This is a genomic window from Streptomyces sp. G45, from assembly GCF_049542095.1.
GTDB lineage: Bacteria > Actinomycetota > Actinomycetes > Streptomycetales > Streptomycetaceae > Streptomyces.
This window is the reverse complement of the sequence record NZ_JBMUZU010000001.1, coordinates 6111493-6134666: the sequence shown is the minus strand read 5'-3', so window position 1 is coordinate 6134666 and position 23174 is coordinate 6111493. Positions and strand designations below refer to the sequence as shown.

Sequence of the window (23174 nt, the reverse complement as noted above, 5' to 3'; positions counted from 1 at the left end):
CCATCACCGCCGCCACCACGATCACCCCACGACCGCCCCAGTCCCCCGCTGATGCGAGAAGCACGGCCCTCGCCTCACCTAGGCGAGACAACGGCCCCCAACAGTCCCGGCCCGGTATGCGCCCCGATCACCGCTCCGACCTCGCTGACGTGGAGCTCGGCGAGCCCTGGCACCCGGTCCCTGAGCCGGTCCGCGAGGGTGGCGGCCCGTTCGGGGGCCGCCAGGTGGTGGACCGCGATGTCGACGGGGTGTGTTCCGGCCCGTTCGACCGCGAGTTCTTCGAGCCGGGCGATGGCCTTCGACGCCGTACGGACCTTCTCCAGGAGTTCGATGCGGCCGTTGTCCAGTTCGAGCAGGGGTTTCACGGCGAGGGCGGAGCCGAGGAGTGCCTGCGCCGCGCCGATGCGGCCGCCGCGGCGCAGGTAGTCGAGGGTGTCGACGTAGAAGTAGGCGGAGGTGCTCGCGGCCCGCTTCTCCGCGGCGGCCACCGCCTCGTCCACGGAGCCGCCGGACCCGGCGGCTTCGGCGGCGGCGAGCGCGCAGAAGCCGAGGGCCATCGCGACCATGCCGGTGTCGACGACGCGCACGGGCACCGGCGCGTCCCGTGCCGCGAGGACGGCCGCGTCGTACGTGCCGGAGAACTCGGCCGACAGGTGCAGCGAGACGATGCCGGTGGCGCCCGCCTCCGCGACCTTGCGGTAGGTCTGGGCGAAGACCTCGGGGCTGGGCCGGGACGTGGTCACGGAGCGCCGCTTCTGGAGGGCGAGCGCCAGGGAGCGGGCGGAGATCTCGGTGCCCTCTTCGAGGGCCTGGTTGCCGAGCACCACGGTCAGCGGCACCGAGGTGATGCCGTGCCGCTCCATCGTCCGCTGCGGCAGGTAGGCCGTGGAATCGGTGACGATCGCGACATGGCGGGACATGAGCTGGAGATTACCCGCAGGAACCCTGGTGCGGCAGTCCGACCCCTTCACCCGGGCGACGGGGTGCGGGCCGCGTCAGGTCGGATCGGGTCGGGTCAGCTCAGGGCGGGTCAGGCCGTGCTCTCCGGCTTGGCCTTCTTCTCCCAGGGGTACGTCGGCTGGGGACCGGGCGGGGTGATCGCGGGGCGCTCCGGCTCCCGGGGGGCGGAGCCGCCCGACGCGCCGCCCTGTGCGCCCTCTGCCGTGGCCGGGCTCGGCCGGTCGGCCGACGGGGACGGGGTGGACGGGGTGGACGCGGCGGATTGGGCGGATTGGTTGGATTGGGTGGACGGGCCGGACGGGATGGACCAGGAGTCGGCGGGGCGTCCTTCTGTGGGTTCCGTCGCCCAGTGCCGCAGCGCGCCCGCTTCCATGTCGATCTGTGAGCGCAGCAGGTCCAGGTCGTCGTCGGCGAACTTGTGGGCCCGGTCGCGGGCCGCCCAGCGCAGGGAGTCCGCGGCCTTGGTGATCTGCTCGGTGCGCTCGCGCAGCGCGGGCAGGCGCTGGCTGAGGGCGACGCGGTCCGGCTCGCTCTCCAGGCGCTTGAGGTCGTCGTCCAGCTCGTGGCCGTGGGCGCTGAGGCGCTCGAAGAGGGCCAGGGACTCGTGCAGGGAGGGGTCTTCGGCGACGCCCGCGCGCAGGGCGTCCTGGGTGGCGCGCATGGAGGTGCGCAGCTTGAGGCGCAGCTGGGCCAGTTCGCCGACGACGCCGGGCTGGGCGAACGTCTTGGCTCTGAGCGTGGTGTCCTCGACCGTGCGGCGGGCCTGCGTGATCGTACGGTCCGCGGCGCGCTTGGCGGCTCCGATGGCCTTGACCGCGGCATACGCTCCGATCACCAGGAACAGCACGAAGAGCAGCGCGACCACTGCGATCACGGCTTCCACGATGCTTCTCCTTCGGCCGGGCGGTTCGGTGCGGCGAGCGACTGGAACAGGCGGGGCGAGCGGGCAGGCGCGACGGGCGGGGCGAGCGGCCCTCCGCCTCCTCCACGGTAAACGCCGCAAGCGCCGCGCGGGTTCCCTCCGAACCCTCAACCTGCCCCTAGGGGACTACCCGCATACCCCGCTCCCCCGCACTCGCACTCATGCCCTCGCCCTCCCCCGCAGCCACACCCCCACCCCCACCCCCAGCCGTACCGGCACCCCCACCCCACTCCCCCGGAAGCAATCCACCCCGCTCCCCCGGGCACCAAAAGACAGCGACCGGCCGCCCCCTTCGGGGCCGACCGGTCGCACACGGCGCGCGATGGCTCACGCGGGCACGATGTTCACCAGCTTCGGCGCCCGCACGATGACCTTGCGGATGCCCGCGCCGTCCAGCGCGGCCACGACGCGCTCGTCGGCCAGGGCGGCCTTCTCCAGCTCGTCGTCGGAGATCGTCGGCGGCACCTCCAGGCGGGCCTTGACCTTGCCCTTGATCTGCACGACGCAGGTCACGGTCTCGTCGACGACGTACGCGGGGTCGGCGACCGGGAAGTCCTGGTGGACGACGGACTCGGTGTGGCCCAGGCGGCGCCACAGCTCCTCGGCGATGTGCGGGGCCAGGGGCGCGACCAGCAGCACCAGGCGCTCGGCGACGGTGCGCGGGACGGGCGCGCCCGCCTTGGTCAGGTGGTTGTTCAGCTCGGTGATCTTGGCGATGGCGGTGTTGAACCGCATGCCCTCCAGGTCCTGGCGGACGCCGTCGATCGCCTTGTGCAGGGCGCGCAGGGTGTCCTCGCCGGGCTCGGCGTCGACGACGGTGACGTCGCCGGTGGCCTCGTCGACGATCAGGCGCCACAGGCGCTGGAGCAGCCGGTACTGGCCGACGACGGCGCGGGTGTCCCAGGGGCGGGAGACGTCCAGGGGGCCCATCGCCATCTCGTACAGGCGCAGGGTGTCGGCGCCGTACTCGGCGCAGATCTCGTCCGGAGTGACGGCGTTCTTCAGGGACTTGCCCATCTTGCCCAGCTCGCGCTTGACCGGCTCGCCCTGGAAGAAGTACGTCCCGTCGCGCTCCTCGACCTCGGCGGCCGGGACGGGGAAGCCCCGGCTGTCGCGGTAGACGTAGGCCTGGATCATGCCCTGGTTGAACAGCTTGTGGAACGGTTCGGCGGACGAGATGTGGCCCAGGTCGAACAGGATCTTCGACCAGAAGCGGGCGTACAGCAGGTGCAGTACGGCGTGCTCGGCGCCGCCGACGTACAGGTCGACGCCGCCGGTGGGCTGGCCCTCGCGGGGGCCCATCCAGTAGCGCTCGGTGTCGGGGTCGACCAGCCGCTGGTCGTTGTGCGGGTCCAGGTAGCGCAGTTCGTACCAGCAGGAGCCCGCCCAGTTGGGCATGGTGTTGGTCTCGCGGCGGTACTTCTTGGGGCCGTCGCCCAGGTCCAGGGTGACGTTGACCCAGTCCTCGTTGCGGGACAGGGGCGTCTCGGGCTGGGTGTCGGCGTCGTCCGGGTCGAAGGTGCGCGGGCTGTAGTCGTCGACCTCCGGCAGTTCCAGGGGCAGCATCGACTCGGGCAGGGAGTGGGCGACGCCGTCCTCGTCGTAGACGATCGGGAAGGGCTCGCCCCAGTAGCGCTGGCGGCTGAACAGCCAGTCGCGCAGGCGGAAGTTGACGGTGCCGCGGCCGGTTCCGGTGCGCTCCAGCCACTCCGTGATGCGGGCCTTGGCCTCGGTGACGACCAGGCCGTCCAGGGAGACCTGGTCGCCGGAGGAGTTGATGATCTTCGCGTCGTACGAGTCGAAGGCGTCGTCCCAGGTGGCGGGGTCGGTGCCGCGGTCGTCGGAGGGCTCGACCACGCAGCGCATGGGCAGTTCGAAGGCGCGGGCGAAGGCGAAGTCGCGGCTGTCGTGGGCGGGCACGGCCATGATGGCGCCGGTGCCGTAGCCCATCAGGACGTAGTCGGCGATGAACACGGGGACGCGCTCGCCGCTGACGGGGTTGGTGGCGTACGCGCCCGTGAAGACGCCGGTCTTCTCCTTGGCGTCGGCCTGGCGCTCCACGTCGGACTTGGCGGCGGCGGTGGCGCGGTACTTGGCGACGGCCTCGGCGGGGGTGGCGTGGCCGCCGGTCCACACCTCGTGGGTGCCCTCGGGCCAGGCGGCGGGCACGATCGCGTCGACCAGGTCGTGCTCGGGTGCCAGGACCATGTAGGTGGCGCCGAACAGGGTGTCCTGGCGGGTGGTGAAGACGGTGACGGCCGTCTCTTCGGAGTCGGCGGAGGCGTCTACGGAGGAGACGGGGAAGTCGACGCGGGCGCCTTCGGAGCGGCCGATCCAGTTGCGCTGCTGCAGCTTGATGGCCTCGGGCCAGTCCAGCGCGTCCAGGTCCTCCAGGAGGCGGTCGGCGTACGCGGTGATGCGCATGTTCCACTGGCGCAGCTTGGCCTTGAAGACGGGGAAGTTGCCGCGCTCGGAGCGGCCGTCGGCGGTGACCTCCTCGTTGGCCAGGACGGTGCCCAGGCCGGGGCACCAGTTGACGGGCGCGTCGGAGGCGTAGGCCAGGCGGAAGCCGCTCAGGACGTCGGCGCGCTCGGCGGCGGTCAGGTCGTTCCAGGCGCGCGTGGTGCCGGGGACGGCGCGCTCACCGGTCTCGAACTGGGCGATCAGGTCGGCGATGGGGCGGGCCTTGCGCAGTTCGTCGTCGTACCAGGAGTTGAAGATCTGTACGAAGATCCACTGGGTCCACTTGTAGTAGTCCGGGTCGATCGTCGCGAAGGAGCGGCGCTTGTCGTGGCCCAGGCCCAGGCGGCGCAGCTGCGCCTTCATGTTGACCATGTTGGCCTCGGTGGACACGCGCGGGTGGGTGCCCGTCTGCACCGCGTACTGCTCGGCGGGCAGGCCGAAGGCGTCGAAGCCCAGGGAGTGCAGGACGTTGTGGCCCGTCATGCGCTGGAAGCGGGCGAAGACGTCGGTGGCGATGTACCCCAGGGGGTGGCCGACGTGCAGGCCCGCTCCGGAGGGGTACGGGAACATGTCCATGATGAACTTCTTGGGGCGTGCCGCCAGCTCGGGGTCACCGGCCAGGTCGCCGCTGGGGTTGGGGGCCTCGTACGTGCCGTTGGCGTCCCAGAAGTCCTGCCAGCGCGCCTCGATCTCGGCGGCCAGCGCGGCGGTGTAGCGGTGCGGCGCGGCCGCCTCGGCGGCGGAAGGGGCGCCTCCCGTGCCTCCCGCGCCTTCAGCGGTGGCGGAGGAATTCGTCTCGCTCATGGTCCTCAAAGCTCCATCGATCGTCTCTGCCTGCGGAAACGGCCGTGCGGCCAAATAAAAATGCCCCTCGCACAGGAGGGGACGCCGCGCCGATTCCGACCGCTCTCAGGTGCGGTCGGGACTGATCAGCGCGGCCCGCTAAGCAGAAGGCGTACGGCACGCATGGCGTCAGGGTACCGCAGCGCTCCGGGGCGGGGCGACGCGCTTGGTGACGGGGAGCGACGCCCCGTGTCCGGATCCGGGCCCCGCCGGTCGCGGTCCGCCACCGGAACCGGAACTTCAGCGTTGGCCAGGAATTACCCCGCGTACCGCCCGCTATCGGGACAAGGCCAAGATCGAGTCGCACTTTGATAACAACGCAATAACTCAAACCACGTACCCGTCGGTATGGCGCGACTTAGCATGCGGCGACCGGACCATTTCGGAGTCGCTCCCATGAAATCTCTGCACCCTCATCGCAAACCCCCCAAACGCCCCTCCTTACCCTCCGCGGCACCCCCATCGCCCCCACCACCCCCGCCGCCTCCAGCACCCCCTCCTCCCCCGCCTCCCCCGCCTCCCCCATCCGCTGCCTTCCCCGCCTCCCCCTCCCCCGCGCTCCGCCCCCGACGTGAAGCCCGCCGCACCGTCCGCGGCCCCCTGACCACGGCCGCGCTGCTGCTGATCCCCCTCCTCGTGCTCCTGGGAAGCGACGCCTTCCGCGCCGCCCTCGACCACACCACCGGAGTGCTGTCCCTCGTCGCGCTGACCGCCTCCGTCGCCTGGGGCCTGGTCGCCTCCGACCGGCTCTTCCTGCGCTCCCGCGAGCGCCTGCTCGCCCAGGCCGTGCACCGGGCCACCGCCGTGGCCTCCGTCGGCTTCCTGCTCCTGCACGGCACCGTCAAGCTCGCCCTCGACCACGTGTCCTACGTAGGCGCCCTCGTGCCCTTCGGGCTCGGCTTCTCCGGCAGCGCCGGGCTCATCGGCCTCGGCTCACTCGCCGGGCTCCTCATGGTGGCGACCGGCGTGACCGGCGCCCTGCGCAGTGCCTTCGCCTCCCCTGTGCGGATCGCCGCCCGCTGGCGGGCCCTGCACATGCTGGCCTACCCCGCCTGGTGCGCGGCCCTCCTCCACGGCCTGTACGCGGGCCGCCCGCCCAAGGCATGGGTGATCGCCCTGTACTGCCTGTGCCTCGTCGCGGTCGCCGGTGCGGTGGCGCTGCGCGCGGCCCCCCGGCCGGTCAAGCTCGCGGTGGCCGCCCGCGTCCTCGCCCTCCTGGAGCCGGACGACCGGGGCGCGCCTCCCCGCTCCCGGTGCCGCCGCGCCGCCGCGCCGCCGGACCGGGACACCGACTCGGCCCCCCTGCCGGGCACCGGCGGCGGCCACCACGGCGGCTCCCTGCCCGACAAGGGGTCCGCCGTCGGCATCGCCGCCGCCTACCGGGCGCTGACCGCCGCCGCCGAGCACGACGCCGCCGACCTGCCACCGGGCCTCCAGCCCACCGCCACCACCCGCTGGCCCACCCCCACCCCGCCGCCTCCCGTGACCGCACCGGCCACCGGATCCCCGTACGCCACCGCCTACGACTCCGAAGCGACGGCACCCACCCCCGTAGAGACCGGATACGCCGGATACGCCCCCGTAGAGGCCCGGTACGACTCCACGGATCCGCGGCACGACTACGGAGACGCCCGGTTCGGCCACCCGGACAGCGGGCCAGACGCGCCCACAGCGACCGGCCACGGGCCCTTCCAGGCGCCCAGCACCGGTGAGCCCTGGAACGCGGCCACCGGAGGAGGCAAGTGACCCCCGTGAACGCCGCGCTGCCCGACGTCCCCGAAGTCCGCGTCGTCGGACTGCCGCTGCTGACGTCCGGCTTCGACCTGGTCGAGCGGCTCGACCTCGCCATGCACCTGAAGGTGCACGGCCCCTTGGCCCCCCTGGCGGGCGAACACCTCGCCGCGCTCGCCGAGCAGATCGCGCTGCGCGGGCGCGGCGGTGCGGGCTTCCCGTTCGCCAGGAAGCTGCGGGCCGTCGCCGAAGCCGCGATCCGCCGGGGCGTGCGCCCCGTGGTCGTCGTCAACGGCAGCGAGGACGAGCCCGCCTGCCGCAAGGACACCGTCCTGATCAACCGCGCCCCGCACCTCATCCTGGACGGCGCCCTGCTGGCCGCCGAGGCCCTCGGCGCGCGCACCCTGGTCGTCGGAGTCACCCGGGACTCCACGGAGGCGTCGATGCGCGCCGCGCTCGCCGAGCGGGGCCTGAGCGACCGGCGCCGTTCACCGCTGCGCGCCCGGGTGCGGCGCAACCCCGTGCGGATGGTGACCGGGGAGTCCTCGGCGCTGGTGCGCTCGGCGGACGGCGGGCCGCCGCTGCCCCCGGGGCGCAAGGTCCGCACCGCCGAGTCCGGGGTGGGCGGCGCGCCCACGCTCCTGTCGAACGCGGAGACGTTCGCGCAGCTGGCCGTCGCCGCCCGCCTGGGCCCCGACCGCTACCGGCGCACCGGCCTGCGCGACGAGCCGGGCACCGTGCTGCTCACCCTCTCCGGAGCGGTCACCCACCCCATGGTGGTGGAGGTCCCAACGGGCGTGCCCCTGCGGTACGTTCTCCAGCTCGCCGGTGCTCCCCCGCTGCCGCAGGGCGTCCTCACGGGCGGCTACCACGGCAAGTGGCTCGACCCGGTCACCGCCCAGGACGCGGTCGTCTCCCGTGCCGCCCTGGAGGCGTGCGGCGGCGCCCTGGGGGCGGGCGCCGTGCTGCCCCTGGGGCCCGGCACCTGCCCCCTGGGGGAGGCGCTGCGGGTGGCGGACTGGCTGGCCGGGGAGAGCGCGGGCCAGTGCGGGCCCTGCTACCTGGGGCTGCCCGCCGCCGCGCGCGGGCTCGCGGAGGTCCTGGACGGCGGCGGGCTGACCGCCCTGGAGGCGCTGCGCGAGGTCACACGGGCCGTGAAGCGGCGGGGTGCGTGCAAGCACCCGGACGGCTCGGCGGCGTTCGTGGAGTCCACGCTGGCGGCGTTCACGGACGACCTGGCCGCGCACGTCCTCGGCGAGGGCTGCGGGCGCCCCGTGGAGGGCGTGCTGCCGCTGCACGAGGCGGGCCCGCAGGGGGCGGCGCCCAGCGGGCGCAGGCTGGCCGTGGACTGGACGCTGTGCCAGGGGCACGGCCTGTGCGCGGACATCGTGCCGGAGCTGATCCAGCTCGGCCCGGACGGCTTCCCCTCGGTGGCGGAGGCGGCGGTGCCGGGCTACTCGGAGGCGCGCGCCCAGCGTGCCGTGCGCCGCTGCCCCGCGCTGGCGCTGCGCATCGAGGAGGACCCTTCGGCGGCCCGCGCTCCGGAGACGCGGCTTTCGCTGCTGCCACGCGGCCTGAGCCGCCGGGCACTCGGCAGCGGACGGCAGTGACACCGGACACACCGCACGGCTCCCGGCCGGGCACATCGCCAGCCGCCCGGCCGGGCAACCGCAAGCCGCCCGGCCGGGCACGGCCGTCGGACACACAAAAGAGCGGGTCACCCGATTCGGATGACCCGCTCTCCATCTCCTGTGGAGCTAAGGAGAATTGAACTCCTGACCTCTTGCATGCCATGCAAGCGCTCTACCAACTGAGCTATAGCCCCTTGCTTGTCCCGCCCGGTTTCCCCGGCGGCTCCGCCAACATTACACGGTCACCCCCGTGCTCCACCAAATCGTTTGTGTTCCGTCCCCGTGGACGTCGCCGGAGACAGAGGATCACGAGGGATTCAGCCGGTACGGTCCGGCCCCGTGACCGTGCTCGCGACCACCGCCGCCCGCCACCGTCTGCCGCTCGCCGCCGTGGGCTGCCTGCTCTCCTTCGCCGCCTTCTGCGCCGCGCAGCACGCGGCCGACGTCTCACTGATCGACCTGATGGTCTACCGCGCGGAGGGCGAGGCCGTGCGCGCGGGCGGCGACCTGTACGCGCTGCGCGCCACCGAGGCCCATCTGCCGATGACCTACCCGCCGTTCGCGGCGCTGCTGTTCACGCCGCTCACGCTGCCGCAGACGGCGGACCTGAAGCTGCTGGCGACGGCCGGGAACCTGCTGCTGCTCGTGGTCTTCGTACGGCTGAGCCTCAGCCTGATCCACCAGTGGGGCGGGCGGCGGGGCCTAGTCGAGCGGCACGCGCGCGTGGAGACGGCGCTGTGGGCGTCGGCGCTCGCCGTGTGGACGGAGCCCGTGTGGACGACGCTGCGCTACGGGCAGGTCAACCTGCTCCTGGCCGTCCTGGTGCTGTGGGACCTCACCCGGCGCCCGGGGCACCGCTGGGCGGGCGTGGGCATCGGCGTCGCGGCGGCGATCAAGCTGACGCCCGCGCTCTTCGCGGTGTTCCTGCTGCTCGTGGGGGTCGTGGAGGTGGTGCGGCGGGGCGTGTGGCGGCCCACGGTGCGGCGGGCGGGCGTGGCCGCGGCCGCGTTCCTGGGGGCGACGCTGCTCGCGGCGGTCGTGCTGCCGGACGACTCCCGGCGCTTCTGGACGCGGGTGGTCTTCGACGCGGACCGGGCCGGGCACGTGGAGCAGACGGCCAACCAGTCGCTGCGCGGGGTGCTGGCCCGGCTGCTGCACACCGACGACCCCGGCCTGTGGTGGGTGGCGGTGGCGGCGCTGGTGTGCGCGGCCGGGCTCGCGGTGGCGGTCGCCTCGGCGGTGCGCGGGCAGTGGGCGTGGGGCGCGGCCGCCTGCGCGGCGACCGCGCTGCTCGTCAGCCCGGTGTCGTGGTCGCACCACTGGGTGTGGTGCGTGCCGATGGCGCTGCTGTGGTGGACGCGGGCACTGGACCGCGGAAGCCGCCCGGAACACAGGAGTGGCCCAGAGCGCGGGAGCGGCCCAGAGCGCGGGAGCCGTCCGGACCGCGGGGGCCGCCGGGGCCGCGCGTGGCGGGTGGGCGCGATCGGCCTCTCCGTAGTGTTCTGTTCGTACGCCCTGTGGTGGGTGCCGCACCGGCCCGGGCGGCCCGAACTCGACCAGAGCGCCGGGCAGATGCTCCTGTCAGGGCTCTACCCCCTGGCGGGGGTCGCCTTCCTGGCGGTCGCCGCCGTGACCGTCCTCGCGCGGGGCCAGGGCGGGCCCTCCGAAGAGGCGCACGACACAGAAGAGACGGCCGAGTACACCCGGCAGGCGCCGCCGAGCCCCCGCGCGCGGGGGCTCAGGCCGTGGCGAACGAATAGAAGCGCTTGAGCGTGCAGTGCTCGTCGAGGAGACGGCCGTAGATCGGCTCCCCTTCGAGTTCGCGGTACGTCTCGATGGGGTCGCCTTTTATGATCAGCGCCCGCGCGCATTCCTCGCACCAGTACTGGTAGTCCGGGTTGACCGGCTCCATGTCGCGGACGATCGGCGTACCGCTGCCGCACCAGTCGCACTTCCGCCTGTGTGCACCCATCGATCAGCTCCAGCTATGGCCGCAGGCCGTGCACACGTAACTGACGCCGCCGTTGTCCCCGAGGACTTGGGCGACATGGGACGAGCCGCAGGAGGGACAGTTCAGGAGTGCGGCGTCGCCGGACCGTGTCTCGGTCACGTCAAGGAGGCGGTCGGCCTCCTTGAGGATGCTCGCGGGCATCGCGCTCTCCCTCCCGTCGGGTCACCGTCGGCGCACTGGTGCAGTCCCCTTCCGGCCCGTCGAATTCTGCCACGACCATGGCGAGCCGGTCAGCGACGCATACGTACCAGTCCGGACACGGCCCCCAGCGCGGCGGCACCCGCCAGCGCGTAGGCGCACACCAGGAGCGCGTCCGCCGACGCATACGCCCCGGGGGCCCCGTTCGACTCGAGCTGGGCGAGGAAGAGCGCGCCGAAGGCCGCGACGCCCAAGAGCTGCCCGAGCTGGGTGACCGTCGCGAGGGAGCCGCTGGCGTCCGCCGCGTCCTCGGGCCTGACGGTCGCGAGGGCCCGGGTGAGCGTGGGGCTGAAGCCCAGCGAGAGGCCCACGCCGCCGCTCAGCAGCGTCACGTACAGCCACGCCCCGCCGTCGCCGCCGTCCCGCAGCAGCAGGCCGAGGCCCAGCATCGACACCGCGGCGAGCGCGAACCCGCCCGGGATCAGGGCCCGTTGGCAGGCCGCGGGCCATGTGCGCCAGGTCAGGCCGACCACGCCGAAGGCCACCGCGGAGGGCGCGAACGTCAGCCCCGCGCGCAGCGCGCTGTAGCCGAGCCCGCCCTGGATGTGCAGGGTGAGGACGAACAGGAAGCCGGAGTTGACGGCCATGACCGCGGCGAGGCGCAGGACGGCCAGGCCCATGCCGGGCACGCGCAGCACCCGCGGGGAGATCAGCGGCGCGCCGCCCCGTGCCGCCAGGCGCGCCTCGTACCCGCAGAACAGGGCGAAGACCACGGCGCAGGCGCCCAGCGAGAGCCAGGTCCACAGCGGCCAGCCCTTCTGCTCGCCGAGGACCAGCGGCACCGTGAGCAGCGTGACGGCGGCGCCGAGCAGCACCAGGCCGGTCAGGTCCAGGGGGCGGGACCGGCCGGGCTCGTGCGCGTCGTCACGCGGCAGGACGCGGGGGGCGAGGGCGAGCAGGGCGATGCCGACGGGCACGTTCACGAGGAACACCGGGCGCCAGCCGGTGCCGAACAGGTCGGCGCTGACCAGGACGCCGCCGAGCACCTGACCGGCGGCGGCGCCGGTGGCGAGCACCGCCGAGTAGGCGCCGAGGGCCCGGACGCGGGCCTCGCCGGTGAAGGTGCGCTGGATGATGCTGAGCACCTGCGGGATCAGTACGGCGGAGCCCGCGCCCTGCGCCAGCCGGAACGCGATGAGCTGGCCGGTGGTCTGGCTCAGGCCGCAGGCGAGCGACGCGGCGGTGAACAGGGCGAGCCCCGCGAGGTAGACGCGGCGGTGCCCGAGCCGCTCGCCGAGGCGGGCGCCGGTGATCAGCAGGACGGCGTACGTGATGGTGTAGCCCGCGATGACGAGTTGGAGGCCCGCGCCGGAGGCGTTCAGGTCGGTACGGATCGTGGGCGCGGCGACGTTGACGATGAACACGTCGAGGAGCGCCATGAACTGGGCGGCGAGGACGATCGCGAGGACGCGTCCGGGCCGGTTGTCAGTGGTGGGGGCTTTACTGGATGCGGGACTGGGGGCGGGAGTTGAGGCGGGGCCGGATGATGGACTGGGGGCGGGAGTCGAGGGGGGCACCGGAGCGGATGGGGTGCTGGTCGTCATGCGGTCGAGCGTGCCGATCAGCCGGTACAGGTAGTGAGAGCCCGCTGATGCTGGTACTGGCAGCACCTGGCAGGGGCCAGGGCGAGCGTCGACGATGGGGGACGTGACGACGATGGACATCAGGAGCGTGCCGCTGCCGCCCGGCCGGGCGGGGGCGGCGACGGGGCGGGCGGCGGGGGCGGCGCCCTCGCCTCCGGCCGCCGCCCGCCGCCGCTCCGAGCTGGCCACCTTCCTGCGCAGCCGCCGGGCCCGCATCACCCCGGCCGACGTGGGCATGCCGCCGGGCCCGCGCCGCCGGACGCCCGGCCTGCGCCGCGAGGAGGTAGCCCAGCTCTCCGGCGTCGGCGTGACGTGGTACACGTGGCTGGAGCAGGGCCGCCCCATCAACGCCTCGGCGCAGGTCCTGGACGCCGTCGCCCGCACCCTGCGCCTGGACCGCGCGGAGCGCGAGCATCTGTACCACCTGGCGGAGGTCGCCCCCGCGCCCCGGCACGAGGAGGAGGCGGCCGCCGCGGTCAGCCCCGAGATCCAGGGGATCATCGACGCCCTGGACCCCCACCCGGCGGCGGTCTACAACACGCGGTACGACATCCTCGCCACCAACGCCGCCTACCGGGACCTGTTCATCGTCCCGCAGGTCGAGGAGATCGGCGTGCGGAACGTGCTGTGGACCCTGTTCGTCGTGCCCAAGCGCTACTGCCCGCTGGTCTTCCGAGACTCGGAGCTGCCGTTGATGGTGGCGACGCTGCGCGGGGCGTACGGGCGGCACGTGGGCGAGCCCGCGTGGGAGGAGTTCATCCGGGCGCTGTCCCTGGCGAGCCCGGAGTTCGCCCGGCTGTGGGCGAGCGGGGACGTGGTGCCGCCCGGCCCGCGGGTGAAGACGTTCCGGCACGCCGCGGTCGGTGAGATGCGGATGACGTCCGTGTCGCTGTCGATCAACGGCATGCCGGAGTGCCGGATCGTGGCGTACACGCCGGACGACGAGGAGACCCGCCACCGCATGGCCCGCATACGGGAGCTGAAACGCGCATGACGGCGGTACGCACGTGACGGCGACGCGCGCGTGACGGCGGCGCGCGTGACGGCGGCGCGCGGCCGGGAACACGGGCGGGAACGCGGCCGGGAGCGGACAACGCAAAGGTCCCGCCCCCTTGCGGGGACGGGACCAGGACTGTGGAGCTAAGGAGAATTGAACTCCTGACCTCTTGCATGCCATGCAAGCGCTCTACCAACTGAGCTATAGCCCCTGGTGTTCCTCTGTTCTTCCCGCTCGGCGGGGCGAACAAGAAGAACTTTAGCCTGCCACCTGCCCGAATGTGAAATCCGGGTCCCGGGCCCGGCCCGGGCGGCAGCCGTCCCCCGCCCGGCCGGAGGGCTAGTCGTCGTCGCCGAGCACCGGCTCCGGCAGCGTGCCCGCGTTGTGTTCGAGCAGGCGCCAGCCGCGGGCGCCCTGGCCGAGGACGGACCAGCAGCAGTTGGAGAGCCCGCCGAGGCTTTCCCAGTGATGGGACTCCAGGCCGAGGAGGCGGCCGATGGTGGTGCGGATGGTGCCGCCGTGGCTGGCGACGACCAGGGTGCCGTTCTCCGGGAGCTTCTCCGCGTGCCGCAGCACGATGGGGGCGGCCCGGTCGGCGACCTCGGTCTCCAGCTCGCCGCCGCCGCGCCGCACCGGCTCGCCCCGCTTCCACGAGGCGTACTGCTCGCCGTAGCGGGCGATGATCTCCTCGTGGGTGAGGCCCTGCCACTCACCGGCGTAGGTCTCGCGCAGGCCCTCGTCGTGCGTGACGGGGAGCCCCGTTATCGCGGCCAGCTCGGCGGCCGTCGCGGCGGCGCGGCTGAGGTCGGAGGCGATGATCGCGTCCGGCTTCAGGGAGGCGAGCAGGCGGGCGGCCCGCTTGGCCTGGGCGACGCCGGTCTCGGTCAGGCCGATGTCCGTGGAGCCCTGGAAGCGGCGCTCCAGGTTCCACGCGGTCTGGCCGTGGCGCCACAGGATGATGCGGCAGCCGCGGCTGGTCACCTCAGCTCACCGCCCAGCTCGCGCAGCTCCTCGGCCTCCTCCGCGGCCTGCTGGAGCTTCGCGTGCTCCGCGGCCTTGCCGCGGGTGGCCTTGGCGTCGGCGGGCAGCTCGATCTCGGGGCAGTCCTTCCACAGGCGCTCCAGAGCGTAGAAGACCCGCTCCTCGCTGTGCTGGACGTGCACCACGATGTCGACGTAGTCGAGGAGGACCCAGCGGGCCTCGCGGTCGCCCTCGCGGCGCACCGGCTTGGCGCCCAGCTCCTTGTTCAGGCGCTCCTCGATCTCGTCGACGATCGACTTGACCTGGCGGTCGTTGGGGGCGGAGGCGAGCAGGAAGGCGTCCGTGATCGACAGCACGTCGCTGACGTCGTACGCGATGATGTCGTGCGCGAGCTTGTCGGCGGCCGCCTGCGCGGCGACGGTGATGAGCTCGGTGGAGCGGTCCGTGGCGGTCACTAGAGAGCTTTCCTTCAGACGGGCAATACCCGTCAAGGGTCTCACGGACCGCCCGCGACTCCCCAGACGATTATTCGATCACCGCTCGCACACCCACCGGAGAGCCGCGGCACGGACGCCCGGCGCTCCCCGGCACCTCCGGTGCTCCCCGGGACCCGGCCCTCCCCCGGCACCCGCCACTCAGCCCCCGGCGCCCAGCGCCCAGCAAGGCCCGGCAGGCCCCAACAGGCCCCGGCACCCGAGGCTCACCCCTTCTTGAAGTCCTGCCCGAGGACCACCGACACGTCCGCGTTCGGCGCCGCCTTGCCCTTGGTGACGGCGGACGCCGGGAGGCCGAGGGTCTTGGCGACCTCCTGGGCCTCCGCCTTCTTCGCCGCGTCGGCGTAGGTGACGCGGGAGGCGGCGGCTGCGGGGGCCGAGCCCGCGTCGACGAAGGTGTAGCCGCCGTTGACCAGGGAGATGCGGGCGCTCTCCGTGGCCGCGTCGCCGCCGGTGGCGTTGCGCACGCCGACGCGGACGGCGGCGCCCTGCTCGGGGCTCTTCAGGACGCCGCCGAGGACGTCCTTGACGACGCTGGTGGAGGCCTTCTGGGTGAGGGTGCCGTCCTGCTGCACGGGCAGCAGCGTGGTGGTGTAGTCGCCGCCCTTGGCGAGGTCGGCGAGCTTGGCGAGGAACGCGCCGAGGTCCTTCTCCTTCAGGGACGGGTCGAGGATCTGCGCGAGCGACTGCACGGTGACCGTCGCGGCCTTCGGGTCGGACGACAGCTTGCGCAGCACGCCCTGCATGACCTGCCCGAACCGGGTGAGCTGGGCGCTCTCGCCCTCGCCGGGCGCGCGGTAGGTGGCGTACGCGACGGCCATCGGGCCACTGAGGGTCTGCTGCTCGCCCTTCCTCACCAGCGGGGCCTCGCCCTTGCGCTTGGCCTTGGGGTCGGGCACGTCGGCGTTGGTGTCGATGTCGATGTTGCCGACGAGTTCGACGAGGTTGTTGAGGAAGGGGGTGTCCAGGCGCCAGGTGCCCTCGACGTGTGTGCCGAGGAGCGTGTCGAGTTCCTCGCGGGTGCCGGTGGAGCCGTCGTCGTCGACGGACTTGCCGAGCGTGGTCGCGGTGCCGTCGTCGCTGGTCAGGGCGAGGGAGTTGGGCAGCAGGACGGTGGTGCCGCGCTTGGTGGTGGTGTTGTTCACCAGCAGGGCCGTGGAGGTGCCGCCGCCCTTGGTGTGGTGCAGGTGCAGCACGATGACGTCGCGCTTCTGCGGTCCGCTCGCCGCCGCGTCGCCGGAGGAGCCGTCCGAGCCGCCGAAGGTGCCGCTGACCCACAGGTAGCCGACGCCGCCGACGAGGACGAGGGCGAGCGCGACGACGAGGGCGACGACCCGGGACCGGCCGCGCCGCTTGGCCTCCTCGCGCCGCTCGGTGCGGCTCTCGGTGAACTTCAGCCAGTCGATGACGTCTTCGGAGTCCTCGTCGGGCTCTTCGATGAACGAGAACTGGGCCGTGTGGTACTGGCGCGGGTCGTCGTCGGCGGCGCCCTGCCCCGGCTCCGGCGCGGACGGGGCGTCCTGCTGCGGCGAAGCCTGCTGGGGCTGGGCCTGCGGGGACTGGGCCTGCTGAGGCTGGGCCTGCTGGGGCTGCTGTGACGGCGGGGCCTGCTGGGGCGCGGCCTGCTGCGGGATCCAGCCGCCCGCGTCGACCGCCGGGTCGGCGGCGGGCGCCGCCGTGTACGCCTCGTACGGCTGCGGAGCGTACGCACCCGTGTCGTACGGGGACGGCGCGGCCCCCGGCTGGCCCGCCGGGCCCTGGGCGTACGGGTCGTACCCGTACCCCTGGTGCTGCTGCGGCTGAGGGACCTGGTGCTGGGCCTGCGGCTGGGCCTGGTGCTGGGGCTGCGCGGCGTAGGTGCCGTACGTGTCGTAGGAGGGAGCCGCCGCCTGCCGGGGCACGAGCTGGTAGACCGGCCGCCCGTACTCGTCGTACCCGACGACCTCGTACTGAGCGGCCGCGTCCCCCTCGTACTCACCGCCGTACGGATCGTACTGTCGGTCGTTCACCGGTGCCCCTCTCGGCTCACTCGCCGCGGTACAGCTCGCGCTTGTCGATATAACGCACCACGCCGTCCGGCACCAGGTACCAGACGGGGTCCCCCTTCGCGACCCGGGCGCGGCAGTCCGTGGACGAGATGGCGAGCGCGGGCACCTCGACCAGCGAGACGCCGCCCTCGGGCAGGCCGGGGTCGGCCAGGGTGTGGCCGGGCCGGGTGACGCCGATGAAGTGGGCCAGCGAGAACAGCTCTTCGGTGTCCCGCCAGGTGAGGATCTGGCCGAGCGCGTCGGCGCCCGTGATGAAGAACAGGTCCGTGTCGGGGTTGAGGCGGCGCAGGTCGCGCAGGGTGTCCGTGGTGTAGGTGGGGCCGCCGCGGTCGATGTCGATACGGCTGACCGAGAACTGCGGGTTCTCGGCGGTCGCGATGACCGTCATCAGATAGCGGTCCTCGGCGGGCGAGACCTTCTTGTGGCTCTTCTGCCAGGGCTGCCCGGTCGGTACGAACACGACCTCGTCGAGGTGGAACTGGGCGGCGACCTCGCTGGCCGCCACCAGGTGCCCGTGGTGGATCGGATCGAACGTTCCACCCATGACGCCCAGTCGGCGCTTGGCGGTGCTGGCCGGGCCGGTGCCCGGTGCGCTCCGCGGGCCGGTAGGCATGTCCTGCTCTCCCATGCGTGCAGACACTACCGGCCCCCGTGGACGTGCCCGGTTTCAGCCGGTGGGGCTCAGCGGTCGCGGTTGAAGCGCGTGGTGATCCACAGCAGCAGCAGGAGGACGACGAGGGCGCCGCCGCCGGTGACGTACGGGCTGATGCTCGCGTGCTCGTCGACGTGCTCGCCCTCGGAGGAGGCGAGGGTGACCAGCTGGGTGGCGGTGGCGTGGAGGCTCATCGTCAGCAGGACCTATCCGGTGTGGGATCGGGGTAAAGACTTGGGCACATCGTATGCGGGGCGCGCTGGCGCGGCGACGGCGCCCTGCCGGGTGGCCCCGAGCCCGCCCCTTCCCGAAACCGGGGGCTGCCGCCCCCGGGCCCCGCTCATCGCGCTTCGCGCTCGTCCTCGAACGCCGGACGGGCTATTTGCGGTAGCCGCGCAGGAGTAGCCAGCCCACCAGGACGCAGCCGACGACCATCACGATCAGTACGACGCGGAGCAGGTTGCCCGGGCCCTGCTTGTCGGCCGCGTGGGCCGCGAGGGTGAGGGCGTCGGCGGCGGAGAGGTGCTCCATGGCGGGTGACTCCTTCTGTGCGCTGCCCCGTCACGGTATCTCCGCCTAGTCTTGGGGCCATCTCGGGGGCCCGAACGCGACTCACATGGGGGAAGCGGCATGACCAACGGCAACAGCGGCGGCACGGGAGCCGGGCACGAGCAGGTGCCGGGCAGGCAGCGCAGGCGGTTCCCGGGGATCTCGTCCCGGGCGTACGAGCACCCGGCGGACCGCTCGGCCCTGGTGGCCCTGCGCAAGCTCACCGGGTTCGACACGGTGTTCAAGGCGCTCAGCGGACTCCTTCCCGAGCGGAGCCTGAGGCTGCTGTTCCTCTCGGACTCGGTGCGGGTGTCCGACGCCCAGTTCGCGCACCTCAACGACATGCTGCGGGACGCCTGCTACATCCTGGACCTGGAGAAGGTCCCGCCGATGTACGTCACGCAGGACCCGAAGCCGAACGCGATGTGCATCGGCCTCGACGAGCCGATCATCGTCGTCACCACCGGCCTGGTGGAGCTGCTCGACGAGGAGGAGATGCGCGCGGTCGTCGGCCACGAGGTGGGCCACGCCCTGTCGGGGCACTCGGTGTACCGCACGATCCTGCTGTTCCTGACGAACCTGGCCCTGAAGGTCGCGTGGATCCCGCTCGGCAACGTGGCGATCATGGCGATCGTGACGGCGCTGCGCGAGTGGTTCCGCAAGTCGGAGCTGTCCGCGGACCGCGCGGGCCTGCTCGTCGGCCAGGACCTCCAGGCGTCCATGCGCGGCCTGATGAAGATCGCGGGCGGCAACCACCTGCACGAGATGAACGTGGACGCGTTCCTGGCGCAGGCCGAGGAGTACGAGGCGGGCGGCGACCTGCGGGACTCCGTACTGAAGATCCTGAACGTGCTGCCGCGCAGCCACCCCTTCACCACCGTGCGCGCCGCCGAGCTGAAGAAGTGGTCGGAGACCCGCGACTACCAGCGCATCATGGACGGCCACTACCCGCGCCGCGAGGACGACGGGGACACGTCCGTGACGGACTCCTTCCGGCAGTCCGCGTCGTCGTACGCGGAGAACGTGCGCAACAGCAAGGACCCGCTGATGAAGCTGGTCAGCGACATCGCGGGCGGCGCGGGCGACCTGGGCGGCAAGCTGCGCGGGAAGTTCACCGGGGGCGGGTCGGCGGGCGGCGGCCCGTCCGACGGTGACGGCGGCAGCGGTCCGTCCGACGCCAAGTAGCCCCGGGCGCGGAGGAGTTCGGGGCGGTTCACACTCTGGGCTGGGCCGAGCGTGCCAGCGTCCCGCACAGCGCCCTCGCGTCGCCGGTCGCGTAGGGGTCGGTGCCCGCGGGCCCGCCCCGCCCGCCTTCTGGCCCGCGAGCAGCGGCCGCAGCTGGCGGGTGTGGTCGGCGGCGCAGGCGAGCGGCCCGGCCTGGGCGTACGAGGTGAGCAGCTCGGCCTGGTGCATGCGCAGGTCGTCGCGGTCGAAGCGGAAGCGCAGCTCGCGGCGGACGGTGAACAGGGAGGCGCGGGCGTGGTCGTCGGCGCCTGCGGGGCGCAGCGCGTACACGAAGGTGTGGTCGGAGGTGACCTCCAGGGTGTCCTCGTCGGTCTCGGCGGCGTGCAGGGTGCCCTGGACGCGCACGCCGGGGTCGGCGAGGGCGGTCCGCTCGGGGTCGAACCGCACGAGCCAGCCGGTGGGCGCGTGGTGCCCGTCGGCGCTGGGGCGGCGGAAGCTGCGGTCGAACTGGTCGAGTTGGGCGGGGTCGAGGAGCACGCGGGGCCCGCGGATGGCGCGGCTGGTGAGGACGTCGGGGTCGAGGGAGGACTCGACCAGGTAGTCCTTGGCGGTGGAGAGCGCGGCGACGACCTGGTCCTCGGAGAAGTGGGCGGTGCGGCGCGCGGCGGGCAGGTTGATGCCGCCCGCGCCGATGCGGAACTGGGCGGCGGGGCTCTTCGCGAAGAGCCGGGCGACGTCGGTGGTGCCGGGGACGGGGCCCTGGGGGGCGAGCGGGACGACGGTCATGCGCAGTGGCTCGGGGCGCTGGGCGACGGAGGTGCGGTAGGGGTGGCGCACCCCCATGTAGATCGCGGTGCCGAAGGCGACGGCGATGAGGACGACCAGGATCAGGACCTGTTTGGAGAGTCTGCGGTGGGGGCTCGGCCTGCGGCGCACGGCGCGCGCGTGGTCGCCCATGCGCTCCTGGGCGGAGAACTCCTGGAGCCGGGCAGCGCGCACGAACGACTCGTCGAAGACGACGGAGCCGTACTCGTCGTCACCACCGGGAGTGCCCTCGGGTGTCCCCGCAGGTGGTTCTCCTGGCCCGCCCATACCTTCAGGGTAGGTCTCCGGGACGTGAGGTAAACGCCCTGGTACGCGACAAGTTCTGACGGCTCCTCATGGGTGTCGTCACGGTGTGCGGGGCTCGGCGGGGACGGCGGGCTGGCCGAACTCCGCCGACGCGGAGGGGCCGCCGCTCCCGGCCGGGCCCGCGCTCCGCTCGACCTCCGTCGTGGCGGGCGGGGGTGTGCGCTCCCCGCGGCCGGACGACGCGCCGCGGTAGACCGCGGCGAAGGCGAAGGCGATCATGCCGATGCCCATGAGGAGGGCGAGCAGCCAGGCCACGGGGCGGTGCCAGCGGACCTTGCCGCGCCTGCCGTAGCGGCCGCGGGTGCCGTCGGCGAAGTCGGGGTCGTCGGGGTCGCCGTACTCCCCGTACTCCCCGTACTCGCCGTAGCGGCCGAACTCGCCGCTGTCGTCGGGGTCGTGGCCGTCGTGGCCGTAGGGGTCGTACGGGTCGTAGTCGTCCCCGGGGGTGTCGGTGCCGTTGGCGCCTCTGCGGCGGCGGGCGCGGCCGCGGCGGGCCTCGGCCTCGGAGGCTTCGGCGCGGGCCTGGGCGGCGGCCAGCAGGCGCTCCACCGCGGTGGGTTCGTGGAACGCGGCGGCCTGGACGAAGGCCTCGTCGAAGACCACGGAGGCGAACTCGTCGTCCGCACCCCCGTGGTCGCGCTCGTCGTCGGGCTCTCTGCCGTCGGGAAACGGCATGCCCCCCACGTCCTCCGGCACGTGTCCAGCGTAGACCTGGAGGGGTGGATTTGGGCAGACGGAAAGGGAATTCAGCGGGTGTGGCCCCGAACGCCCCGGCGCGTCAGCGCACGTGTCCGTCGCCCGTGACGATGTACTTCGTCGAGGTCAGTTCCGGCAGGCCCATGGGGCCGCGGGCGTGCAGCTTCTGCGTGGAGATGCCGATCTCGGCGCCGAAGCCGAACTGGCCGCCGTCGGTGAAGCGGGTGGAGGCGTTCACGGCGACGGTCGTGGAGTCGACGAGCTGGGTGAAGCGGCGGGCGGCCTGCTGCGAGGTGGTGACGATGGCCTCGGTGTGCCCGGAGGTCCACAGCCGGATGTGCTCGACGGCCTGCTCCAGGGAGTCGACGACGGCGGCCGCGATGTCGTACGACAGGTACTCGGTCTCCCAGTCCTCGGGGGTCGCGGGCACCACGGTGGCCTTGGTGCCGGGGGCGTACGCCTGGACGCGCTCGTCGGCGTGGACGGTGACGCCCGCGTCGGCGAGGGCGTCGAGGGCGCGGGGCAGGAAGGCGTCGGCGATGTCGGCGTGCACGAGGAGGGTCTCGGCGGCGTTGCACACGCTGACGCGCTGCGCCTTGGAGTTGATCAGGATGTCGACGGCGGTGTCGAGGTCGGCCTGGGCGTCGACGTAGACGTGGCAGTTGCCGGTGCCGGTCTCGATGACGGGGACGGTGGACTCCTCGACGACGGTCTTGATCAGGGAGGCGCCGCCGCGCGGGATGAGGACGTCGACGAGGCCGCGGGCGCGCATCAGCTCGCGTACGGAGTCGCGGTTCTCGCCGGGGACGAGCTGCACGGCGTCGGCGGGCAGGCCCGCGCCGTGGACGGCGTCGCGCAGCACGCGCACGAGCGCGGTGTTGGAGGAGTACGCGGAGGACGAGCCGCGCAGCAGGACCGCGTTGCCGGACTTCAGGCACAGGGCGGCGGCGTCGACGGTGACGTTCGGGCGGGCCTCGTAGATGATGCCGACGACGCCGAGGGGGACGCGGACCTGGCGCAGGTCGATGCCGTTGGGCAGCGTGGAGCCGCGGACGACCTCGCCGACGGGGTCGGGCAGCGCGGCGACGTCGCGGACGTCGGAGGCGATGGCGCGCACCCGCTCGGGGGTGAGGGTGAGGCGGTCCACGACGGACTCGCTGGTTCCGGCCGCGCGGGCGCGCTCGACGTCCTCGGCGTTGGCCTGGACGATTTCCGCGGTGCGCACTTCGAGGGCGTCGGCGATCGCGAGGAGGGCGTCGTCCTTGGTGGCGCGCGGCAGGGGCGCGAGCCGCGCGGCGGCGGCGCGGGCGCGGTAGGCGGCCTGGGCGACGGGGGTCATGTTGTCGTACGGGGAGAGCGGCGCGGTCATGCTGGAAGGGTAGCCGTGCGGTCGCGGGCGGTCAGCGGGGTTTCGCTCCGCGAGACATGGCTGGTTTCGGTCAGCCGCGTGTCCGCCGGTCGTTTGCGGCGGGGCGCCGTCAGCGCGGCGGGGTCGCGCCCCGGCACCCTCCCGTGCCGCTGGAAGGGCCGCGAGAAGGGCCGCTAGAAGGGGTGGACGCCCACCGGGGTCGCGGGGAGGGGGCCGTAGCCCTCCGCGATGCGCTGGTGGTAGGTGTCCCGGTCGATGACCTCCAGGCCGACGATCTCCCAGGGCGGGAGCTTGGCGGTCTGCCGGTGCTCGCCCCACAGGCGCAGCGCGACCGCGGCGGCGTCGTGCAGGTCGCGGGCCTCTTCCCAGTAGCGGATCTCCGCGTGGTCGTGGGCGTAGCGGCTGGTCAGCAGAAAGGGGTGGTCGTGGGCGAGCTGTTCCAGGCCGCGCCGGATCTCCTGGAGCGGCGTCCGGGCGCCGGAGACGCTCAGCGTGACGTGCCACAGGCGGGGCGCCTGGGTGCTGTCGCCGTCCTTGGTGCCGGTCTGGTCCCCGGTCTCCCGCTCGTGGCCCCCGTGCGTGTCACCGGCGTACGTCGCCCCCGCGGCGACGCTCGTCAGCGCGCGCTCGGCCGACCCGCGGGACGTGGCCCCTTGGCGCACTCGTCTCACGACGGCCTCCTTCAACGCGTGGTGGTGCGGATATGCAACGGTCGTGCGGAACTGCCCTG

General features: G+C 73.2%; 20 protein-coding genes, 2 tRNA genes and 1 pseudogene. 5 read left to right on the top strand and 18 right to left on the bottom strand.

Annotation, left to right across the window (positions count from 1 at the left end):
• Positions 1 to 74: 74 nt before the first annotated feature.
• From ACOBQU_RS25800 to leuS, 3 genes are all read right to left on the bottom strand, one after another.
• On the bottom strand, positions 75 to 920 hold the full coding sequence (locus ACOBQU_RS25800) for a DegV family protein (RefSeq protein WP_423629952.1): 846 nt from the start codon (positions 918 to 920) through the stop codon (positions 75 to 77).
• 110 nt (positions 921 to 1030) lie between these two features.
• Positions 1031 to 1843: a hypothetical protein gene (locus tag ACOBQU_RS25795; RefSeq protein WP_423629950.1), complete on the bottom strand. Its 813-nt coding sequence runs from the start codon at positions 1841 to 1843 to the stop codon at positions 1031 to 1033.
• Between the two features lie 366 nt (positions 1844 to 2209).
• Positions 2210 to 5149 carry a leucine--tRNA ligase gene (leuS, locus tag ACOBQU_RS25790; RefSeq protein WP_423629948.1) on the bottom strand — a complete coding sequence of 980 codons (2940 nt, stop codon included), beginning with the start codon at positions 5147 to 5149 and terminating at the stop codon, positions 2210 to 2212.
• A gap of 675 nt (positions 5150 to 5824) precedes the next feature.
• On the opposite strand from leuS, the gene ACOBQU_RS25785 reads away from it, so the two are divergent.
• Positions 5825 to 6934, top strand: coding sequence for a hypothetical protein (locus ACOBQU_RS25785; RefSeq protein ID WP_423629946.1), 1110 nt, complete (start codon positions 5825 to 5827; stop codon positions 6932 to 6934).
• A gap of 5 nt (positions 6935 to 6939) precedes the next feature.
• Positions 6940 to 8529 (top strand): NADH-ubiquinone oxidoreductase-F iron-sulfur binding region domain-containing protein, encoded by a 1590-nt coding sequence (locus ACOBQU_RS25780; protein WP_423634716.1) that lies wholly within the window; start codon positions 6940 to 6942, stop codon positions 8527 to 8529.
• Positions 8530 to 8671: 142 nt separating this feature from the next.
• Here the strand turns inward: ACOBQU_RS25780 and ACOBQU_RS25775 are convergent.
• A tRNA-Ala gene (locus ACOBQU_RS25775) sits at positions 8672 to 8744 on the bottom strand.
• A gap of 145 nt (positions 8745 to 8889) precedes the next feature.
• On the opposite strand from ACOBQU_RS25775, the gene ACOBQU_RS25770 reads away from it, so the two are divergent.
• On the top strand, positions 8890 to 10320 hold the full coding sequence (locus ACOBQU_RS25770) for a glycosyltransferase 87 family protein (protein WP_423629944.1): 1431 nt from the start codon (positions 8890 to 8892) through the stop codon (positions 10318 to 10320).
• Here ACOBQU_RS25770 and ACOBQU_RS25765 read toward each other — a convergent pair.
• The 3 genes from ACOBQU_RS25765 to ACOBQU_RS25755 all read right to left on the bottom strand — a co-directional run bounded on the left by ACOBQU_RS25765 (position 10289) and on the right by ACOBQU_RS25755 (position 12303).
• Positions 10289 to 10522 (bottom strand): hypothetical protein, encoded by a 234-nt coding sequence (locus tag ACOBQU_RS25765; RefSeq protein ID WP_016643127.1) that lies wholly within the window; start codon positions 10520 to 10522, stop codon positions 10289 to 10291. The genes ACOBQU_RS25770 and ACOBQU_RS25765 overlap by 32 nt on opposite strands.
• 3 nt (positions 10523 to 10525) lie before the next feature.
• Positions 10526 to 10702: a hypothetical protein gene (locus ACOBQU_RS25760; RefSeq protein ID WP_423629942.1), complete on the bottom strand. Its 177-nt coding sequence runs from the start codon at positions 10700 to 10702 to the stop codon at positions 10526 to 10528.
• Positions 10703 to 10791: 89 nt separating this feature from the next.
• Positions 10792 to 12303, bottom strand: coding sequence for an MFS transporter (locus ACOBQU_RS25755; protein WP_423629940.1), 1512 nt, complete (start codon positions 12301 to 12303; stop codon positions 10792 to 10794).
• 94 nt (positions 12304 to 12397) lie between these two features.
• On the opposite strand from ACOBQU_RS25755, the gene ACOBQU_RS25750 reads away from it, so the two are divergent.
• Entirely contained in the window at positions 12398 to 13336 is a 939-nt protein-coding gene (locus ACOBQU_RS25750; RefSeq protein ID WP_423629938.1) for a helix-turn-helix transcriptional regulator, read from the top strand.
• A gap of 141 nt (positions 13337 to 13477) precedes the next feature.
• Here ACOBQU_RS25750 and ACOBQU_RS25745 read toward each other — a convergent pair.
• The 7 genes from ACOBQU_RS25745 to ACOBQU_RS25715 form a co-directional block, all read right to left on the bottom strand.
• Positions 13478 to 13550 (bottom strand) — tRNA-Ala (locus ACOBQU_RS25745).
• Positions 13551 to 13678: 128 nt separating this feature from the next.
• Positions 13679 to 14320: a histidine phosphatase family protein gene (locus tag ACOBQU_RS25740; protein WP_423629936.1), complete on the bottom strand. Its 642-nt coding sequence runs from the start codon at positions 14318 to 14320 to the stop codon at positions 13679 to 13681.
• Complete coding sequence (rsfS, locus tag ACOBQU_RS25735; RefSeq protein ID WP_423629934.1) at positions 14317 to 14775, bottom strand: ribosome silencing factor; 459 nt, start codon at positions 14773 to 14775, stop codon at positions 14317 to 14319. Before rsfS ends, ACOBQU_RS25740 begins: the two co-directional genes overlap by 4 nt.
• 245 nt (positions 14776 to 15020) lie before the next feature.
• Positions 15021 to 16823, bottom strand: coding sequence for an LCP family protein (locus ACOBQU_RS25730; RefSeq protein WP_423629932.1), 1803 nt, complete (start codon positions 16821 to 16823; stop codon positions 15021 to 15023).
• 16 nt (positions 16824 to 16839) lie between these two features.
• Complete coding sequence (gene nadD / locus ACOBQU_RS25725) at positions 16840 to 17490, bottom strand: nicotinate-nucleotide adenylyltransferase (RefSeq protein WP_423629930.1); 651 nt, start codon at positions 17488 to 17490, stop codon at positions 16840 to 16842.
• A gap of 53 nt (positions 17491 to 17543) precedes the next feature.
• Positions 17544 to 17708 carry a hypothetical protein gene (locus tag ACOBQU_RS25720; RefSeq protein WP_423629929.1) on the bottom strand — a complete coding sequence of 55 codons (165 nt, stop codon included), beginning with the start codon at positions 17706 to 17708 and terminating at the stop codon, positions 17544 to 17546.
• 184 nt (positions 17709 to 17892) lie between these two features.
• A complete protein-coding gene (locus ACOBQU_RS25715) occupies positions 17893 to 18045 on the bottom strand; it encodes a hypothetical protein (protein ID WP_423629927.1) in 153 nt (50 codons plus the stop codon).
• A 99-nt stretch (positions 18046 to 18144) separates the two neighbouring features.
• Between ACOBQU_RS25715 and ACOBQU_RS25710 the strand changes: the two genes are divergently transcribed.
• Complete coding sequence (locus ACOBQU_RS25710) at positions 18145 to 19248, top strand: M48 family metallopeptidase (protein WP_423629925.1); 1104 nt, start codon at positions 18145 to 18147, stop codon at positions 19246 to 19248.
• 28 nt (positions 19249 to 19276) lie between these two features.
• On the opposite strand, the pseudogene ACOBQU_RS25705 reads toward ACOBQU_RS25710, so the two are convergent.
• From ACOBQU_RS25705 to ACOBQU_RS25690, 4 genes and pseudogenes are all read right to left on the bottom strand, one after another.
• A pseudogene (locus tag ACOBQU_RS25705) lies at positions 19277 to 20340 on the bottom strand (hypothetical protein).
• Positions 20341 to 20418: 78 nt separating this feature from the next.
• Positions 20419 to 21075 carry a hypothetical protein gene (locus tag ACOBQU_RS25700; RefSeq protein WP_423629923.1) on the bottom strand — a complete coding sequence of 219 codons (657 nt, stop codon included), beginning with the start codon at positions 21073 to 21075 and terminating at the stop codon, positions 20419 to 20421.
• An 82-nt stretch (positions 21076 to 21157) separates the two neighbouring features.
• Complete coding sequence (locus ACOBQU_RS25695) at positions 21158 to 22444, bottom strand: glutamate-5-semialdehyde dehydrogenase (protein ID WP_423629921.1); 1287 nt, start codon at positions 22442 to 22444, stop codon at positions 21158 to 21160.
• Between the two features lie 173 nt (positions 22445 to 22617).
• Positions 22618 to 23115: a hypothetical protein gene (locus ACOBQU_RS25690; protein WP_423629919.1), complete on the bottom strand. Its 498-nt coding sequence runs from the start codon at positions 23113 to 23115 to the stop codon at positions 22618 to 22620.
• Positions 23116 to 23174: the final 59 nt, after the last annotated feature.